Below are 17,326 nucleotides of genomic sequence, written 5' to 3'. Positions count from 1 at the left end.
TCGCAGGAATGGCGCAGCCAGTCCGAGAGCTCCATTGGCTTTAGCCGTTAGAACGCGACGAATTTCGAGACTGACCGGCGGTTTTCCGGGCAGGCTTGAAATCGCGGCGGAAACACGCCCGTACTTGGCGGGTTGGAGCCTTCGCCCTAGCAGTGGTAACCATGGAGTACCCCACGAAAGCCGCAGCTCACCGGCCCGACCGCCGCTGCCGCCAACCACTACCGCAGCAATCCCGGCGCAGGGCACGTAAGCCGCAGTCCCAAAAGCTACCCGCGTGTTCACACCCACCCAGTCTTCGACTAACTATCATTGACACCCTCATTCCACACTTTGCAAGTTTACATACCCCAACAGAACGAGTAAATTTAGAGCTAGAACTGCATCGCTGCTAGGGGGGACAACATGCTGAGTACTTGGCTTGGCCACATTCTATTGGGATCATTCTTCGTGGCCGGCTATGTCGCCATGTGCAATGCTCCCTGGTACACACGTTTACAACCAATACTACAAACAATGGTCACCATTGGCCTGGCCGTAGTTCTACAGGGAATAATTTTTTTCGGCTTCCAGTGGGCAACACCTGTACATGAGCCTGCAACTACTAATCATTTCCTACCCCGTACTCGAGGACAACATCAGTGGTGCTCACTACGCGCTGCGTTGGGGCATCATTTTAGCGTTCTGGTGGGCCAACCACCCTTGGTTTAGCAGCATAACAGTGGTGATGGATTTACTGTTGATCCTGCTCGCAGTCATCGTCTACCGCTTCCGGGAGCAAGTGCACTACGAGTGGTGGGCCAACAGCGCCTTTGCCCTACTCCTCTGCTGTATGTACTGGTTCAGAATGGGCGACACGACGCTGGGCTTGCAGTTTCGGTACGAGGTGCTGTTCCTCATCATGAACGGTTATGCCTTCATGACCTGGACGCACGACCGGCGCGAGGCTCAGGCCAAAGCCGAACTGGCAGCCCAAGTCAACTATGATACGCTCACGAATGCCGGTAGCCTCGCCATGTTCCGGGCCGATGCCTACGCTGCCTTTGTGGATGCACAGCGGCAACACTGCGACATGACCGTGCTGACGATGGACGTTGATAGCTTCAAAAACGTGAACGATACGTTCGGGCACTCCGCCGGTGACGCCGCATTAATTCACATGGCGGCACTTCTGGAAGACTTTCTCCAGGACGTCGACGCCAATTACCGTCTCTACCGAACGGGTGGCGAGGAATTCGCAGTCCTACTGCCGGGGCAAAACACTGAGCAATTCATGCCCACCGCACAACAATGTATTGAGACGGTCCGACGCGCCCGCTTTGACTATCACGGCCGCAGTAACCGTCTGACGGTATCCATGGGGATGACTGAGGTTCACCCCGGAGACCGAAATGTGGAGGATGTGATTCAGCGCGCGGATCACAACATGTACCTCTCCAAGCAAAGGGGCCGTGACTGTATTACGGTGAATGGTGATACGCCTGAAACCAGCCACCTACGTGAGGTCACCATGACCTACACCTTCTTCACGCAGCCCATCGTCAACATTAATACTAGCGACGTCTTTGCCAGCGAGTTACGGTTACGAACGTACGAGGACGGCGAGTGGCGCCCACCGGTCAACTTTGACATTTCAGCCGCTAGCTTTACACACATTCTGACCCACGTGGCGGACCAATTATCGGTCAAGCGACTAAACGGCGATTTTTCCCTGACCGAGCTCCAGACCCCCGCCATCCGCGATGGTTGGTCCAATTCATTCGGCAGGCGGCCGTGACCTTCACCATTGAAATCACCAACATCACGGACCGAGCAACGTTTATCCGCGTGGCTCAACAATACCACCAACTCGGGTTCCAGATGGCGTTGGCAAACTCCGGTTGGGACATTTCTTACACCGACGCCTGCGCGGTCATTGCGGAAGTCGACATGATCAAGTTCACGATGGACCAGCCGGGGCCGGACGGGTACACGCCCGCGCAGTACACCAAAGTAAGCGAGTGGCGTAACCTGGCTGCTAGCCACGACATCCCGTTCATCATGCACGGGATTGACTCGGACACGGACCTCAAGTTGGCCCGCGGATTGGGTATCCAGTACGGTCAAGGCTACTACTTCAGCCGATCGGTGCTACCACGCATCGTTTAATCACAACAATTACAACAGGCGTCACCCTAGTGGGCGGCGCCTGTTGTGTTTATTGGGACTTTAGTGGTACGAACCTGCAGGTGGCGTTGGGGGTTACGGCTTACGTGCCTTCCGCCGTGGCTTGCTACACCCGCACGCTCCGGCCGTTCCGGCCTCCCACGGATTCTGGAGCCAAAGAAGCCCACTTTGTCTCCAGAATCTGCCGCTGTAAGTCATAACTGTCAGTAAGTGCTAGCGCACAACTGACAGTAATTACAACAGCGCTTCGGGGTCGCAGCAACCACATCTACAGGCACGACGCCTCCACCCCCAAAACCACCCGCAGGTTCCCGTTACATAGTGAAACCCAAAATTATCGCTTGTTCATAGGATTGGATTACATGTGAGTTCTTTCGGGGGGAATCGTGTCATAGTTACGGCACACCTAAACGCCGTATATCCGACTTACCGTTATAAATACATTGTCCGCTCATCGATGCATTAAAGCGATTGCACGTAGATAGACCAAAGTACGAGAACATAACGTATCCGCGCAAGGATATTGCACCCGGATAAGTCATTGGCCCGAAGTGTGAGACCGCGTCGGTCGGGTTGGTGAGCTTAGGCGCGTGAGGGCGGAATGGTAACCACTGCCTGCTTCTCGCAGGAATGGCGCAGCAGTCCGAGAGCTCCATTGGCTTTAGCCGTTAGAACGCGACGACTTCTGAACCTGACCGGTGGTTTTTCCGGGCAGGTTCAGAATCGCACCGGAAACTCACCCGGTCTTGGTGAGTTGGACGTTTCGCCCTAGCAGTGGATTACCATGGAGCACCCCACATAAGCCGCAGCTCACCAACCCGACCAACGCTGTCGGAAACAGCAACCCCCAACGCCACCCGCAGGTTCGTACCACAACTGCGCTACCCCAAAGCTACGTTGCCGTATTGTTCGGCACCGGCCAAAACGTAGCTCCGGTCGTTGTACGTGCGTAGCCGGAACTCCCCACGGTCATAGCTAACATGAGCAACCGCGGCGTTACCGATGGACGCGCTGTTCATCGGCATCCCCAAACTAGCAAGCCACAGCCAGATAACCGCACCGTGGCTAACCAACAACACGTTCTGCTGGTTCGTCGCCGCCGCCCGCTGCGCGATAATGCCCGCCGTATCGTTGAACCGGCGCTGAATCGCCGCCACGTTTTCCGTGCCCGCCACGCCATGGTGCAAGTTCACAATGTGGGACAGCTCGGCCACCTGGTCAACCGTGAAGTCGGGCACACCGAACCGGTCCGTACTCTTTGTCAGTTCAATCATCGCGGCCGCACGTTGCGCCTCGGAGCGACCCTCAAACATACCAAAACTTTGCTCGCGCAAGCCGAACCACTTATGTACCTGCAAGCGCTGGCGGCCAGCCGTTAACGCTAGGTTCGCGGTCTCCACTGCCCGGTGCAAATTGCTACTATAGGCAGCGTCAAAGTTGATGCCAGCTTCCGCCAAACCACGGCCTAGCGCCATGGCGTCGCTCACGCCACTACTCGTTAATTGTGAATCGACAATTCCCTGAACAATTCCGCGAACGTTATATTCCGTCTGCCCGTGCCGGGCAACCCAAAGTTCAACCATGAAGACCACTCCTTCCAAATAACCACTAACTAGTGGTAATTAGTTATCCTAATCTTGCCACAGCCAGCTTGCATTCGCTATTCGTGAGCGCTTTCTTAAACCTTTTACAGTAATTTTGGTACAGCCCAATCAAAGTAATTAACCCTCCAAGCACAATATATGTTATATTCAGCATATATTATATATGTGCCACACGAAAGGAAGCTTCACAGTGAATTATGGCGTTCTTGCACTCACATTTATCAGCGTTAACCTTGATTTCTTTGTCATGCTACTGTTCCTGCTCCGCCGTTACCGCACCGGTGCAGTCATGACCGGATACGTTCTGGGCACCCTCATATTGCTGCTAGCCAGTTACGTAGCGGGGGCGGCCCTACACCAATTTTTGCCTGAGTGGGTACTCGGCCTACTCGGCTTTCTCCCCATCTACTTGGCCTTCCGGTCGGACGATGACGACGATGGCGCCCACGAAGCTGCAAATCCCGTTTGGGCGGTGCTCATCACTTACCTGTCCGTGTGTGCGGGTTGCAACCTGTCCATATTTTTACCGGTACTGGTGGGCAAAACGCTCACCGAATTTATGATGACCGCCCTCTTTATTGGTATCCTCAGCGCACTCGCCGTTTTATTCGTGCGCGGTGTCGGGCGGATTGCCGGCGTCCGTCAATTTCTCGAACGGTATGGAGAGACTACCATGCGGGTCTGCTACATCCTCATCGGCCTGTACGTTTTTTTTGGGATAGTGGTCTCATCCACCAGGTGCTATCATTAATTTAATTAGCAAAGGGGGATGCCAATGGACAATCAAGACGCATTACTACACGAAGCGGTGAAAATCTACCGGGTACTCAGTAATATTCACCGCATAAAAATACTGTACTTTCTCGAAACCCAGACGGCGGACGTCTCCACCATCGTTGCGCACCTAGCCTTAGCCAGCCGCAAGTATCGCACCAGCTAGCCATTTTGTTCGACTATCAGCTAGTGTCTAAGAACAAAGTCGGCCAGCACGTGTACTACCGGCTAGATGACCCCCACATTCTTGAGGTCATCAACGCCACTTTGGGTCACGTCCAGCACGAAATTACCGGAGCCCCACATCCACAACCAAAACAGCAGTGACACCTACCCGCACCAACCGGTAGGACGTCACTGCTGTTTTACTTTGATTGTTTAACTAGCCCCATGTGGCTCCAAGCGGCGTTGCAGGAAGCCCAGCACGAGGTCGGCGATTATCGCCATCAGTGCGGTGGGCAGGGCCCCGGCGAGAATAATGGCACCGCCGTTGGTGGCGTTCGTTCCACGAATAATGATGTCCCCCAGCCCACCAGCCCCCACAAAGGCACCGATAGCCGTGATACCAATGGCCACCACCAGGGCGTTACGAATGCCCGCCATGATGACGGATAAGGCCAGCGGGATCTCCACCATGTACAGGCGTTGCCAGCTGGTCATGCCCATGCCGGTCGCCGCATCGACAAGATTTGGGTCCACGTTGACCATCCCCGTATACGTGTTCTTAATAATGGGTAGGAGCGAATATAGAAACACGGTTACCACAACCGTCGTGACGCCCAACCCCAGTGCCAGCATGATTATCGATAGCATCGCCAGCGACGGAATGGTTTGGATAACGTTGGCCACACCAATCACCGCGCTGCCCAGGCGCCGCTTCTTTGCAATCATCAACCCCACCGGGATGCCAATCAACGCGGCCAGGAGCACCCCGTACCCCGCAATCATAAAGTGGCGGGCAAACTGCCCCAGCACGTACGCGCCGTTATTCTCTAAGTAGTACCAAAACTGTTGCCAAGTATTCATTTCAGCCATAGTTACTCACCCCCACGGAAGTAGTGATGCCGGGATAAAAAGCGTTCCGCCACCACGGCAGGTTCCAGCAGCTGGTCATCAACCTCGTAGTTGAGCTGTTGCATAGTCCGAACATTAATCTGCCCGTCCAAACGGTGCAACAACGCTTTGAGCTTGGGGTGCGCCTTCAGCAAACTATCATTCACCACCATGGAGCAGTCATACGGTGGAAAGAATTGCCGGTCATCACGTAACACGGTGAGGTCGTAACTACGAATCCGTCCATCCGTTGAATAACCAAGGACGGTCTGCATCTTCCCCGCCGCAACCGCATCGTATACCAGACCGATTTGCATGGGGTAAACACGCTGAAAGTCAAAGCCGTACGTCTTGACGAAGTCCTGATACCCGTCACCTTTGCGGTTCATCCACGAGCTGTCGACACCAGCATTCATTTTGCCGGCCACCCGCTGCAAATCCGACACCTTTTTTAGGTGATCGCGCGCAGCGGTCTGCTTGCTGACCATGAACGCGTACGTGTTCGCAAAGCCGTAGCTCGGAAACCACGTCTGGTTATAGCGGTCCTTAAACTCCCGTTGTACCGTGCGTAACGCTTGGACGGGGTCCTTCTGCGGTTCCTTCATCAACGTCCCCGTAAGGTCCGTGCCGGTATAACGCGAGGCCGCAATGTCCGCATCACCACGAATTAACGCCTGGTGGACCACGGTGTTGAACCGAGGTTACCCACAATTTCCGTTTTGTAATCCAATTCGTGATTGATTAGCTCGGCCACCATGTTGGCCATAATCTGTGACTCCGTGGAACTCATCGCCGCAATCCGGATTGTTGGCTGCCCTGCCGTCGTGATCCCCGAACCAGCACAGCCGGCTAGCAGCAGACAACCGCATACCAACAACAATAATTGACGCCACAACTTACGCATCGCCATCACCCCCTTAGTTCCGGAGACTGACGGGCGTCAGCCTCCGCTCTAACCGTCCCAACAGGAAATCCACCAACAGGGCCAGCAGGGTGACCGGAATTGTACCGCCAATAATCAGCTCCGGTTGGAATAAGTTTAACCCATTGAATATCAGGTCACCCAGACCACCCGCACCGATGTAGGATGCCAAAGTGGCCCACGCAATCACGTAAACGGCAGACAGCCGAATGCCAGCCATCACTACGGGCAACGCCATGGGCAGTTCCACCTGACCGATCGACTGCATGGTCGTCATCCCCATCCCGCGCGCAACGTCTTTGATTACCGGGCTCACGTCCTCCATCCCGATATACGTGTTCCGCAGAATGGGTAGCAATGAGTACACAAAGAGGGCCACGATGGCGGGCACCTTCCCAATGCCGAACAGCGGTATCATAAGCGCCAGCAAAGCCAGCGACGGGACGGTTTGCAACATGCTGGCCACCGCAATCACCACTTTGGCCGTCCGGGGAAAGCGGGTCAGCAGGATGCCCAACGGGACGGCCACCAACACGCCTAATCCCAGAGCAATGGCGGAAATATATAGTTGTTCCCAAGTCTTGAGCAGCAGTTCCGACCAGTGTGTAGCCAGGAAGTTAATCATCGCCATCACCGTCCTCCCCCGCCGCTTTGCCCCAAATGGTGTCGTACACGAGGTCGACCAAAGCCGTACGGGTAATGATTCCGCGGAGCCGGTGCTGATCATCCACCACGGGCACGTACTTCAGCCCACGCTTCAATATCCGGTCGATGGTGTCCCGGAGCAAGGCGTCTTCCCGCACAGCAAACACCTTGGTGTCCATGATATCGCTACGCTTGTGGCTCGCCGATAGTGGGTATCCAGTGCCGCGAGGTCAAGAATACCCTTAAGGTGACCCCCATCATCCGTCACCAGCAACGTGTCCACACGTTTGTCGCGCATTAACTTGATGGCATCGTCCAGGGACTGGCCTGGCTGCGTAGTCACGGGCTGCCCCAGCATGATTGCGCCCACGGTGGTGACGTCGGCTCGAGCTTGCAATAAGCGGTCCTCACCAATAAAATCACGCACGAATTGATTGGCCGGATGCGTCACTAACTCGGCCGGAGTGGCCGCCTGCACGATATGGCCACCATCCATCACTACCACTTTGGTCGCCAGCTTCAACGCTTCATCAATATCGTGGGTGACAAAGACGATGGTCTTACCCAGTGACTGTTGCAGGTTCTGCACCAGATCCTGGAGGCTTTCGCGGGTGATGGGATCCAGGGCACCAAACGGTTCGTCCATCAGGATCAAATCCTGATTAGCCGCGAGGGCCCGCACCACACCAATCCGTTGTTGCTGACCACCAGACAATTGGCTTGGGTAACGGTCCAAGAAGTCCAGAGGTAACTCCACGAGGCGCATCAGTTCCTCCGCCTTTTTGCGACGCCGCTCGTCTGGCCACTTCAGTAGCTTGGGCACGATGGTGATGTTTTCGTAAATCGTCATGTGTGGCATCAAGCCAATATTCTGAATCACGTAGCCAATCTTCCGCCGGAGTTGCACGGGTTCCTGACCGTGAATATCCTGCCCGTTGAACATGATTTGGCCGGTAGTCGGCTCCAACATACGGTTAATCATCCGCATCGTGGTGGTCTTGCCGGACCCCGAGGTGCCGATAAAACAAACAAAGTCGCCGGGGTAAATCGAGAGGCTGACCTGTTCTACCGCAACGGTACCGCCAGAATAAACTTTGCTTACGTCCTGAAATTCAACCATTGGTCGTTCATTAGCCATAACGCACCCCCATATAGACTTATTTAAACAATTAGCTTAATTTAATTGTATTATGGCCAGGTTGCTAATGGAAGCGCATTCGTTCAAAATTAGTTAAATACGGTTAATTGTTAGTGCATCCGACCACATACCGTTCAAACAAACGGTACGGAGTGACTGACGATAGCCAAGCGGTGCCTTAATCAGAGTGGCTGCCGTTTAAACGCAAAAAAATTCATACCCATACTGCGCGCAATCGTGGTCAGAGCTGTGGTATAGTCTTGGCAAAGGACGGAGGACACCGACATGGGCAAATACGCAAACCTAGATGAATACTTGGCCGCAATCGAGCCGGTCACACACGCAGACCAATTGGCGGCGGTACTAAAACAACTGCAGGAAAATCACCCAGGTATGGAGTTACGCATCGCGTGGAACCAGCCGATGCTGACCGACCACGGTACGTTTATCATGGGGCTCAGTGTAGCGCGTAACCACTTCAGCGTTGCAGTGGAGGCACCCATCTTTGCAGACCTACAGCCGGACATCAGCGCGGCGGGGTACAAAACCACCACCAAACTGTTCCAAATTCCGTGGGACCAGCCCGTCAACTACGCGCTGCTGGACGATGCCATCGATGCCAGCCGCAAGCTGAAGGCCGACACTACGTCGTTCTGGCTATAGATAATGAAGGCTAAAAAAAAGCGCTGGAACCGTTAAGTTCCAGCGCTTTTTGTATATAATCGGTTGTCATTGTGGCCGCCGGTTGCGGCGCGGTTCGTGGTTCCGGTGAGGCGGCCCTGGTCGTGACCGGCTACTAGCCTCACGCTCCCGCACGTCCCGTGCTACCGCGAAACTTTGAACTCGAGCAAAGACCACTCGATTTCAAAGTTTTGATTCTGTACGGCAAACTGCCAGTACGTGCTAACGCACTACTGGCAGTAATTTCTACAGAACAAGGGCTTGCAGCCGTCACGACCAGGGCCGCCCCACCTCCACCACAAACCACGCCGCAACCTACAATGCGCTTAGTGACAACATAACGGTCTACACATGACACTGGTGAATGATTACAATTGTTGGAATCGGAGACGTGTGGATCGTGTCTGGAGACGTAGATGCCACGGTAGCGGGAGGCCGCGTCGGTCGGACCGGTGAGCGAAGGCGTGTGGGGTCGGAATGGTAACCACTGCCGGGGTGTAACGTTCTTACGGCTTTAGCCGTTAGAACGCGACGATTTCTGAGACTGACCGGTGGGTTCCCGGGCAGGCTCAGAATCGCACCGGAAACTCGCGCACTTTGCGAGTTGTAGGTTTTGCCCTAGCTGTGGCTTACCATGGAGCACCCCACGAAAGCCGCAGCTCGCCGGTCCGACCAACGCTGCCGTCAACAACCACCGTAGCAACCTACTTCCGGAAGAGCCGGTGCAGGCGGCCGCGGAGATGTTGGAAGCGGAGGAATTGTTGGCGTTCGCGCTCGATGTGCTTGTACCGCCGCGCATTCTTCTTGTAGAAGTCCTGATGAAAGTTTTCCGCCGGCCAAAACGTCGTGGCGGCCTCAACCCCCACCACAATCGGTGCAGCGTACATCCCCGAATTAATCACGCGCTGCTTCGACGCTTCCGCCTCCGCACGTTGGGCGTCGTTCCGCACAAAAATCACCGGCCGGTAATTCTCACCACGATCGCCCATCTGGCCCATGTCGTCGGTGGGGTCAATCAGCTGCCAATAAATATCTACCAGTTCGGCGTACGTAATTTTGCGTGTGTCAAAGATGATTTCGACCGCCTCAACGTGCCCCGTATAGCCACCACTCACCTGCTCGTACGTCGCTGCTCCACCGTGCCACCAGTGTAACCCGATACCACCGCCTCAATTCCCGACCGGGTATCGAACGGTTCCACCATGCACCAAAAACAGCCACCAGCAAAGATTGCTCGGTCCTCATACGGTGCGTCGGCCGCGTTATACCGGTCCAAATCAAAGTGGGCCGCGCCCACTTCGTCCCCGGTCACGCGGCGATAGAAATCCGTCAGATCCGGCGTTAGGTTGTTGCGCAACGCCAGCGGCCGCAACTCGCCTCTAGTTTGGCGACCACCGCGTCGGGACGCCCACCGTTGGTCAACGCGTCTTTGGCCCCCACCAGCAACTGCCGTTCCCAGGCACGGGTTGCCGGCGTGGTAATCAAAGTTGTCAGGGTACCCAATAACTGCTCACGGTTATATTTCAATTAGCATCACCCTCCCGGCGCAGGTACCACCATGCACCTAACAACGCAATGACTGGTACCACGATAGTCGCGGCTCCTAGCCACCGCCGCAGCAACGCCACCAATCCTGCGCCCACGGCAAACGTCACCATGATCGTGGCCGTTTGTCGCAACTTTGTCCACGCCTTCTGCTCGTGCAACCACAGCGCATCAAAACTGGTTTCGGCGAGTGTGCGTAGGTTGCCGGTCATCATGAGTGGCGTGAACGGCCCACCGTTCAGACGACGGAACTCCTGCAATACAGCGGCGGCGGCCACCGATAGTAGCGCTGTGCCCAGCACCGCGACACCCCACTGACTGAATACCACCGCCAGCACCAACACGACCGCAACGTACAACAGGATTGCCTGGCGCCTTTGCGGATCATGTTGGCCTAACCAGCGGTGTCGTTGCAATACCCGCACGATAATCGTACCGACAAAGAAAGCCAATAACGATACCAAATAACGGCCACTGCCCACCAGGTCGCCCTGGCCGAGGTGCACCCCAAAGAGAATCAAGTTACCCGTTTGCAGGCCGGCGAACACTTCGCCGTGCACCAGGTACGAGTACGCATCAAGTCCACCGGCTGCCAACGTCAAAATGGCCCCGAAAACCGTCCGTTCATGCCGTGCAATTTGCGTCTCCAAAACGTCCACCACCCTCTATATGCTGCCGTAATACTAACAATTAATAAGTGCCGTTGCAACTATCCAACGATTGCACGTTAACTGTACCAAAACGACGCTCAGCAACCATCCGCAATTCCGGATGCCCACTGAGCGCCGTTGATCTCTATTACTAGTAACTACTGACTGTTAATCCACCTGTACCCGCAACAAATCAACCGCTACGTGCACGCTGGCCGGTGGTGCGGCCAATAACGCGGCTTTGGCCGCAACTGGCGCCTGCCAGGTCAGCGGGGTCATTGCAACCACGTCGGCAAACAGTTCTGGTGTCACCGCAAAGTCGTACGCAATTGGTGTCACGGTTGCGTGAGGATAGACCGCCATGAAGCGGTCCATGACGCGGGCGTTACTGTATGTACCTTTGGGTGTGCCCGCATATAGCCCCTGACGGAGTTCGTGCAGGTAATCGGCATCGGGGATAATTTTGAGAATCCGCCCACCCGGACGCAAAACGCGGTTAAACTCCGCGTACGCACCGGGAGAAAATAGGTCCACCACCGCCGAAAAGGTGTCATCGAGGAACGGTAGCCGTGCTAAATCCGCCACGCAGTAAAACGCCGGTGTGTCCAGCGCCCCCGCTAAATTGATGGCCGGGGACGAAATATCAAAGCCGATGCCCGTGGCCCCCGTCGCCGCTAGCTTGGCGGTCGGCGTGCCCTCACCGCAACCAATATCCAGGAAGCGATCATTTGGCGTTAGTTCGGTCGCGATCTCCGCCAAAAATTGGTCGAAAAAACCCGCCGACAGCACCCGTCGCCGCGCGGCAAGCATGGCCGTACCGTACTCCGTAGCCACGGGAGCGTTCAGAAAATTAACGGTCCCCTTCTTGGCCAAATCAAACTGGTGGTGCTCCGGGCAAACCAAGCTGGTACCGGTGACCTCCAGCGGCTCATGACAGACTGGGCACGCAAAGAGTTCCCCCTGCTCGGACACCATCTGCGCCTTTGCTTCAATTTTCCGCAATCTACACCCCCGTAGTTAGCTGTCCGACAATCTTGGTGCCATGCGCCTCGCTAACGTCCAACGTACTGGTCACCATCGCGACGTTATCCATCGTCACCCCGCCGCCTGGCAGAATGCCAATCCGTCCGTGCGCCCACCCCACAATTTCCTGGAGGTGGGGCAAAGTCGCCGTGATGGGCGTCGTCAGCGGTCCGCCGTGCGTTAGTATACGCACCACGTTATGTGCCACGAGCCAGTCAATCGCGGCCGCCTGAGCGTGAGCTGGGATCGCATCAAACGCCATGTGCATCACCACGGGTAGGTTACCGGCCGCGGCCATCAACCGCTCCATGACCGTCGTTGCTAAGAACCCATCACGTGTTAACGCCCCAAAAGTCACGGCGTCAACGCCGGCGTCCCGTGCGACGGCCAAATCCGCAACCATCACCGCAATCTCAGCCTCAGTGTACACAAAGTCGCCACCGCGGGGCCGAATCATTGCTACCACCGGCACCCCGTGTTCATGGGCCACCGCAACGGCTGCGTGCATGACGCCGGCGGAGACGGTGGTTCCACCAACCGCTAAATTATCGTTCAGCTCAATCCGCCCGGCACCCGCTTGAATGGCGGCCGCGATTAGCGTCATGTTCTCAACAGCAACCTCTCTAATCATCGGCATCCCCCACCACTTTGGACATGTTGATATCCGTGACCACGAAACCCATCTTGGCATACACATGCTGGGCCCGTTGGTTATCACCAAAGACGTGCAGACCAATGCTGCGCACACGCCGCTGCCGCGCCTCGGCGTCCAACGCCGTCAGCGTCGCCTGGCCGTAGCCTTGATTCCTCATCGCCGCATCAATCACGATGTCGTAGACGAAGAAGGTACGCTTATCCTGATCCCAATGTACCCACAACGAACCAACGGGTTGGCCTGCGTCCGTGACGGTCCACAACAACTCGCTGGGAGTCGCCAAGCCTTGTGGCAACAACTCCGCGTAACTGGCTTGTGCCAAGGCGGGTGCCTCCTCGGCGGTCCAGGTACCCGCATGCACTTTCTCCGCAATATATTCCTGCACACTCGTGTCCAACCACTGTTGGTATTCATGTGCGTTCATTGGTTGCAATTGTACGTCCATAGTTGTCACCCCCAGCGGCCGTTTTCCGGCTCGTTTTAGTTCCTCGTGAATAATTGTAGCACGGCAACAGCCACAACTTTGCTCTAATCGTCACCCACAATCCGGTTCCGCCCGCCTTGCTTGGCGCGATACAGCAGGCTGTCTGCCCGGCGGTATACCGCGTTGGCACGTTCATCAGCGGCCGTTGTCGCACTAATCCCAATGGATGCCGTCACGTGTACTGGCTGACCGTCATCATCCAAAACTTGTAATTCCCGAATCGTTTTCTGACAACGTTTCGCCAATTGCCGACCGGCAGTTGCGTCCATGTCTGGTACCACCACCATGAATTCCTCACCACCAGTGCGGTATAAACGCGCGGCCGGTTCCACTGCACTCAGCGTAGCCTGCAGACTGCCACAGAACCCCGTTAGTACGTGGTTGCCCACCAGGTGACCGTACGTATCATTAATCCGTTTGAAGTGGTCGATATCGAACGCGATGACGAGAAATGACGTCCCGCCATCAAACCACGTACCGGTATCATCACGAAAACTCATCCAGTTGCGGGCACCCGTCAATCCATCCGTACGGGCGTTCTTGGCGCTATCAAGCGACCGCACGTGGTCGTTATGCAAGAGCACCGTAAACACGTAGCAGGTGACCGCACTCATGGCAAAGCTGATCAGCATCACCGGCAACGTACGCGTATCCATCCCAACGTTATCCGCCAGTAGCCAGTACCCTACGCCAAGGTAGAACTGCACCAACACGGTGACTGTTGGGTGAGCGTCAAACGGTAAAAACCACCTTTGCTCGGCCCACAATAAGAAAACGTAGCCCGTAAACAGCACGACCAGTGGCCAACTAAATCCGGGGAAATAAATACTCACGAGTGCTAACGTCCAGGCAGTGGCTACTACTTTATTACGTAGCGTGAGAATGACGTTATTGTATGTACTCAAGATCAGTAAGACGCAGTTAGTCATGGTGAGGCCTACCAGCGGCTCGCTAAGAATATTAACCAGGCTTAAAATAACGGTGCTAGACAGGGCAAAAAAGGCCGTGTAAGCCAGTTCGTGGCGCCACGGCCACGTGACGGTGTCCTCCACATCCCAGTCCACCCAGTGCATTAACTGCTGCAACAGAGCGATAAATGCCACACTAAATAAGGTCATTACGACCCACGCAAAGCCGGTTATTGCTACCATCAGATCACGCTCCCCCAAACGTGGCTCAGCACCACGCAACGTACTGCTCATCACATTATAGCGAATGGCTCAAAGCTTAGTCACGCCCCTACGGTTAAAAAACGGTCGGTGTAACCAGAATAACCGTACGCACGTAAAAAGAGCACCCCTACCGCCACCAACCATATTGGCCGACTGACGTCAGGGCACCCTCAAAATAATACGTTATTATTCAGTTACGGCCCGCTGCTGCTTAATCTCGGCGAAGCGCTGTGGTGACAGCTTGCCGAGGTCCACCAACTTTTGCTCAATCTGGTCGAGCACCGCGTTACGGTCTTCGGGGTGGTTCACAAAGTCGTACTTGTCCCGGTTAACGGTTAACAGGGTCGAACGGGTGTAGCCCTTTGACCATTCACGGTAAGCCTGGTTAACCCGGTTGTAGTAGGACACGAGTTCCGGCTTGTCACGAATATCTTCCATCTCGCGACCACGGTGTTGAATTTCATCAATTTCGTGGTCAGGATCAATTTGCAGGTAGACGGCGAGGTCAGGCAAACCATTCCATGGGCTACCATTGACGTTAGCTGCATTTCCTGTGACAGCGTCACGTAAATGTTGAAGTCCACGTCATCAATTTCACCATTTTGGTGCAGCTGCGAAGCCATAACAAAGTCAGATTCCAAGGAAGAATCCAGAACGGCGTTTTCCTGCATGACGGCCTTCTTCAACTGCTGATAACGGAAAGTCAGGAACGCAATCTGCAGGATGGTCCCCGTCGTCTTACGACTGTCCTCGCCGGCCTCGTAGAATTTCTGCAACATCTTGGCAATCATCCCGTTGCCTTCGACGTCCTCGTAATACGCTGGTGTGCCCAAATCAGCGGACAGCAGCTTTGTTAGCGACGTCTTGCCCGCGCCGATACTACCAAGAATATAAATCATGATCTAGCCCTCGCCTTTTTCTTTCTTAACCACCAAAAGCGAGCAAGCTGCTCGCCTCAAATGTACCTTATTCACTTTACCAGTTTTGACGTAAATTGGTAGTGCCAATTACAGAATAATTAATTGCTACTTGAGTGTTTCCAGACCCATGCGCTTACGACCAGCGTTGAACCACGGGCTAACCGTGAACGCCAAGATGTCGTTCACAACGTAAATACTGGAGTTGATGGCCATTGCCAGGCTGGCGTCGCCCTGGGCAAAGGTGATGCCCCACAAAACGAGTTGAGCCACACCACTAAACAGCCACCAGAAGTACTGGTTACTGTAACGCAGGAAGCAGACAATCCCACCAGTCAGGGAAATGGAGAATGCCATCCCGTCGTAGATAGGACGTGGGTCGTTGGTCAGGTTGCCAATCAGGTAGGCACTGACTGCCCAAACAATCAGCGTGAACGCAATGGAAGTAACCCATTCCTTGGCGCCAAACTTACGCAGGTGGTTCTTAGTGTCGTTGTTCCAGCTCCGAACGCTGATCAGCACGGGCAGGTCCAGGGTCACCACGTAAGCAATCTGTTCAAAGATGGACAGGTAGTTCTTAGCGGAGAAACCGACAATAATAAAGCAGGCGGCGCTGACGAGACCCAACCAACCATTAACGGCCTTCGTGGCGTTAATGGCCAGGACGCACAGCACCCCGATCATGGTACCAAAGAAGGTAATAACGGTCAGGCCGGTGATCTTGGCGTTAACTAGCGTCATAATCTGACAACCCAAAGCAAACCAGAACAGGTAGTAATTCTGTTGTGGCCACCCCTTTAGTTGGTTAAAGAGCCACTGGAAATAATTTTCTGATGAATCCATTGCACAAATCCCCTTCACTATATAAATATCTCGTTGTTAGAACAACTGTTGACCATTATGCGGCGAAAGTTTTTGAAATTAAAGTCTTGAATCTACCAGATGTTGGTGATATGTGCGTGCACCACACACTATATAGTGTGGTAGGTGAATAATTTTATGGTAACGCCACCATCCGGCTACTGGCGGCAACCATCCATGTGAATCCCCACTACAACTCACGGATGGACAAATATTTAAATTCTTAATGGTCACCACCGCATTGCAAAAAAATGGGTGCAAGACCACGACAGCCTTGTTCGCGGTAAATCAAGGACGGTAACGTTGAGACACAAACATTATAATCTAGTGAGGAAAAATTACGCTTTATATAACCGTACTAATGGACCTCACTACATCGTTACGGAGTGTCCCCCTAGTGGCGGTTCTGGCCGGTACGGGTGCTGTGGCGTGCTGCGACTTTGTGGACCGCTCCACGGTGACCGCTGCTAGGGCGAAACCTCCAACCGCAAAGCCCGCGGTTTCCGGTGCGACTTAGAGCCTGTCTGCCAAGCCCGGGCAGCCAGTCTCTAAGTTCGTCGCGCTGTACATCGCCTGCAAATGAGGCTCTCGGACTGGCTACGCCATTCCTGCAAGAAGCACGCAGTAAGCGCTGAAGCGCTAACTGCGTGCGTTCCCTAACAGCGGTCACCATTCCGGGTCCAGTCGTCTCCGCACCCCACGGCCCCCGTACCGGCCAGAACCACACTTGCTAACGAATTTATGAATGACTTAGGCACTTGTCAGCCACGTATCAATGCGGCCACTGATAAATATTGACCGGCATGTCCACCCGACAGCTCTCGTCCCAAAATTTAGACAATTTAATGCGTGAACCTGTTGTCAAGGTGACTGGGAATTATTTTGTCAACGAACTGTCTAATTTCCACGGGCGGTGGGAATGAATCTTATCAGGAGATACCATTACTACAGTAGAAGAAGTAGCGTCGGTCGGACCGGTGAGCGAGGCATGGGTGGTTCAAAATGTTAACCATTACCACTGTGTAACGGGAACCGCGGG

Annotated in this window: 12 protein-coding genes and 6 pseudogenes; 5 read left to right on the top strand and 13 right to left on the bottom strand. The window is 54.7% G+C overall.

Translation table 11 applies throughout. From position 1 onward, the window contains the following. The first annotated feature begins 586 nt into the window (after nt 1-586). Both JCM12539_RS11015 and JCM12539_RS11010 read left to right on the top strand, forming a co-directional pair. The gene (locus JCM12539_RS11015) at nt 587-1,774 is read left to right on the top strand and encodes a GGDEF domain-containing protein (RefSeq protein ID WP_054651484.1); all 1,188 of its coding nucleotides are present in this window, start codon (nt 587-589) and stop codon (nt 1,772-1,774) included. Next, nucleotides 1,771-2,145: an EAL domain-containing protein gene (locus tag JCM12539_RS11010; RefSeq protein WP_054651482.1), complete on the top strand. Its 375-nt coding sequence runs from the start codon at nt 1,771-1,773 to the stop codon at nt 2,143-2,145. Before JCM12539_RS11015 ends, JCM12539_RS11010 begins: the two co-directional genes overlap by 4 nt. A gap of 899 nt (nt 2,146-3,044) precedes the next feature. Here JCM12539_RS11010 and JCM12539_RS11005 read toward each other — a convergent pair. Further along, nucleotides 3,045-3,746: a histidine phosphatase family protein gene (locus tag JCM12539_RS11005; protein WP_054651480.1), complete on the bottom strand. Its 702-nt coding sequence runs from the start codon at nt 3,744-3,746 to the stop codon at nt 3,045-3,047. 211 nt (nt 3,747-3,957) lie between these two features. Here JCM12539_RS11005 and JCM12539_RS11000 point away from each other — a divergent pair. Both JCM12539_RS11000 and JCM12539_RS10995 read left to right on the top strand, forming a co-directional pair. Then, a pseudogene (locus JCM12539_RS11000) lies at nt 3,958-4,523 on the top strand (cadmium resistance transporter). A 19-nt stretch (nt 4,524-4,542) separates the two neighbouring features. Next, nucleotides 4,543-4,868: pseudogene (locus JCM12539_RS10995) on the top strand (ArsR/SmtB family transcription factor). A gap of 51 nt (nt 4,869-4,919) precedes the next feature. Here the strand turns inward: JCM12539_RS10995 and JCM12539_RS10990 are convergent. From JCM12539_RS10990 to JCM12539_RS10975, 4 genes and pseudogenes are all read right to left on the bottom strand, one after another. Beyond that, nucleotides 4,920-5,576 (bottom strand): ABC transporter permease, encoded by a 657-nt coding sequence (locus JCM12539_RS10990; protein ID WP_054651478.1) that lies wholly within the window; start codon nt 5,574-5,576, stop codon nt 4,920-4,922. 2 nt (nt 5,577-5,578) lie between these two features. Continuing rightward, nucleotides 5,579-6,504 (bottom strand): annotated as a pseudogene (locus JCM12539_RS10985) (osmoprotectant ABC transporter substrate-binding protein). Between the two features lie 7 nt (nt 6,505-6,511). Then, nucleotides 6,512-7,141: an ABC transporter permease gene (locus JCM12539_RS10980; RefSeq protein ID WP_054651486.1), complete on the bottom strand. Its 630-nt coding sequence runs from the start codon at nt 7,139-7,141 to the stop codon at nt 6,512-6,514. Further along, nucleotides 7,134-8,299 (bottom strand): annotated as a pseudogene (locus JCM12539_RS10975) (betaine/proline/choline family ABC transporter ATP-binding protein). Before JCM12539_RS10975 ends, JCM12539_RS10980 begins: the two are co-directional and overlap by 8 nt. 285 nt (nt 8,300-8,584) lie before the next feature. Between JCM12539_RS10975 and JCM12539_RS10970 the strand changes: the two are divergent. Next, the gene (locus tag JCM12539_RS10970; protein WP_054651476.1) at nt 8,585-8,962 is read left to right on the top strand and encodes an iron chaperone; all 378 of its coding nucleotides are present in this window, start codon (nt 8,585-8,587) and stop codon (nt 8,960-8,962) included. A 722-nt stretch (nt 8,963-9,684) separates the two neighbouring features. On the opposite strand, the pseudogene msrA reads toward JCM12539_RS10970, so the two are convergent. The 8 genes and pseudogenes from msrA to pnuC form a co-directional block, all read right to left on the bottom strand. After that, a pseudogene (gene msrA, locus JCM12539_RS10965) lies at nt 9,685-10,507 on the bottom strand (peptide-methionine (S)-S-oxide reductase MsrA). Continuing rightward, nucleotides 10,504-11,175 (bottom strand): YoaK family protein, encoded by a 672-nt coding sequence (locus tag JCM12539_RS10960; protein WP_054651474.1) that lies wholly within the window; start codon nt 11,173-11,175, stop codon nt 10,504-10,506. Before JCM12539_RS10960 ends, msrA begins: the two are co-directional and overlap by 4 nt. 168 nt (nt 11,176-11,343) lie before the next feature. Next, nucleotides 11,344-12,177 carry a putative RNA methyltransferase gene (locus JCM12539_RS10955; protein WP_054651472.1) on the bottom strand — a complete coding sequence of 278 codons (834 nt, stop codon included), beginning with the start codon at nt 12,175-12,177 and terminating at the stop codon, nt 11,344-11,346. A gap of 1 nt (nt 12,178) precedes the next feature. Next, nucleotides 12,179-12,829 (bottom strand): copper homeostasis protein CutC, encoded by a 651-nt coding sequence (locus tag JCM12539_RS10950; protein ID WP_054651470.1) that lies wholly within the window; start codon nt 12,827-12,829, stop codon nt 12,179-12,181. Next, on the bottom strand, nt 12,822-13,298 hold the full coding sequence (locus JCM12539_RS10945; protein WP_054651468.1) for a GNAT family N-acetyltransferase: 477 nt from the start codon (nt 13,296-13,298) through the stop codon (nt 12,822-12,824). Before JCM12539_RS10945 ends, JCM12539_RS10950 begins: the two co-directional genes overlap by 8 nt. A gap of 83 nt (nt 13,299-13,381) precedes the next feature. Beyond that, nucleotides 13,382-14,488: a GGDEF domain-containing protein gene (locus JCM12539_RS10940; RefSeq protein WP_054651466.1), complete on the bottom strand. Its 1,107-nt coding sequence runs from the start codon at nt 14,486-14,488 to the stop codon at nt 13,382-13,384. Between the two features lie 207 nt (nt 14,489-14,695). Continuing rightward, nucleotides 14,696-15,408 (bottom strand): annotated as a pseudogene (locus JCM12539_RS10935) (deoxynucleoside kinase). 126 nt (nt 15,409-15,534) lie between these two features. Beyond that, nucleotides 15,535-16,269: a nicotinamide riboside transporter PnuC gene (gene pnuC, locus JCM12539_RS10930; RefSeq protein WP_054651464.1), complete on the bottom strand. Its 735-nt coding sequence runs from the start codon at nt 16,267-16,269 to the stop codon at nt 15,535-15,537. Between the last annotated feature and the right edge of the window lie 1,057 nt (nt 16,270-17,326).

Source organism: Lacticaseibacillus pantheris DSM 15945 = JCM 12539 = NBRC 106106 (genome assembly GCF_001311175.1).
GTDB classification, from domain to species: domain Bacteria; phylum Bacillota; class Bacilli; order Lactobacillales; family Lactobacillaceae; genus Lacticaseibacillus; species Lacticaseibacillus pantheris.
This window is presented reverse-complemented; position numbering and strand designations above follow the sequence as displayed.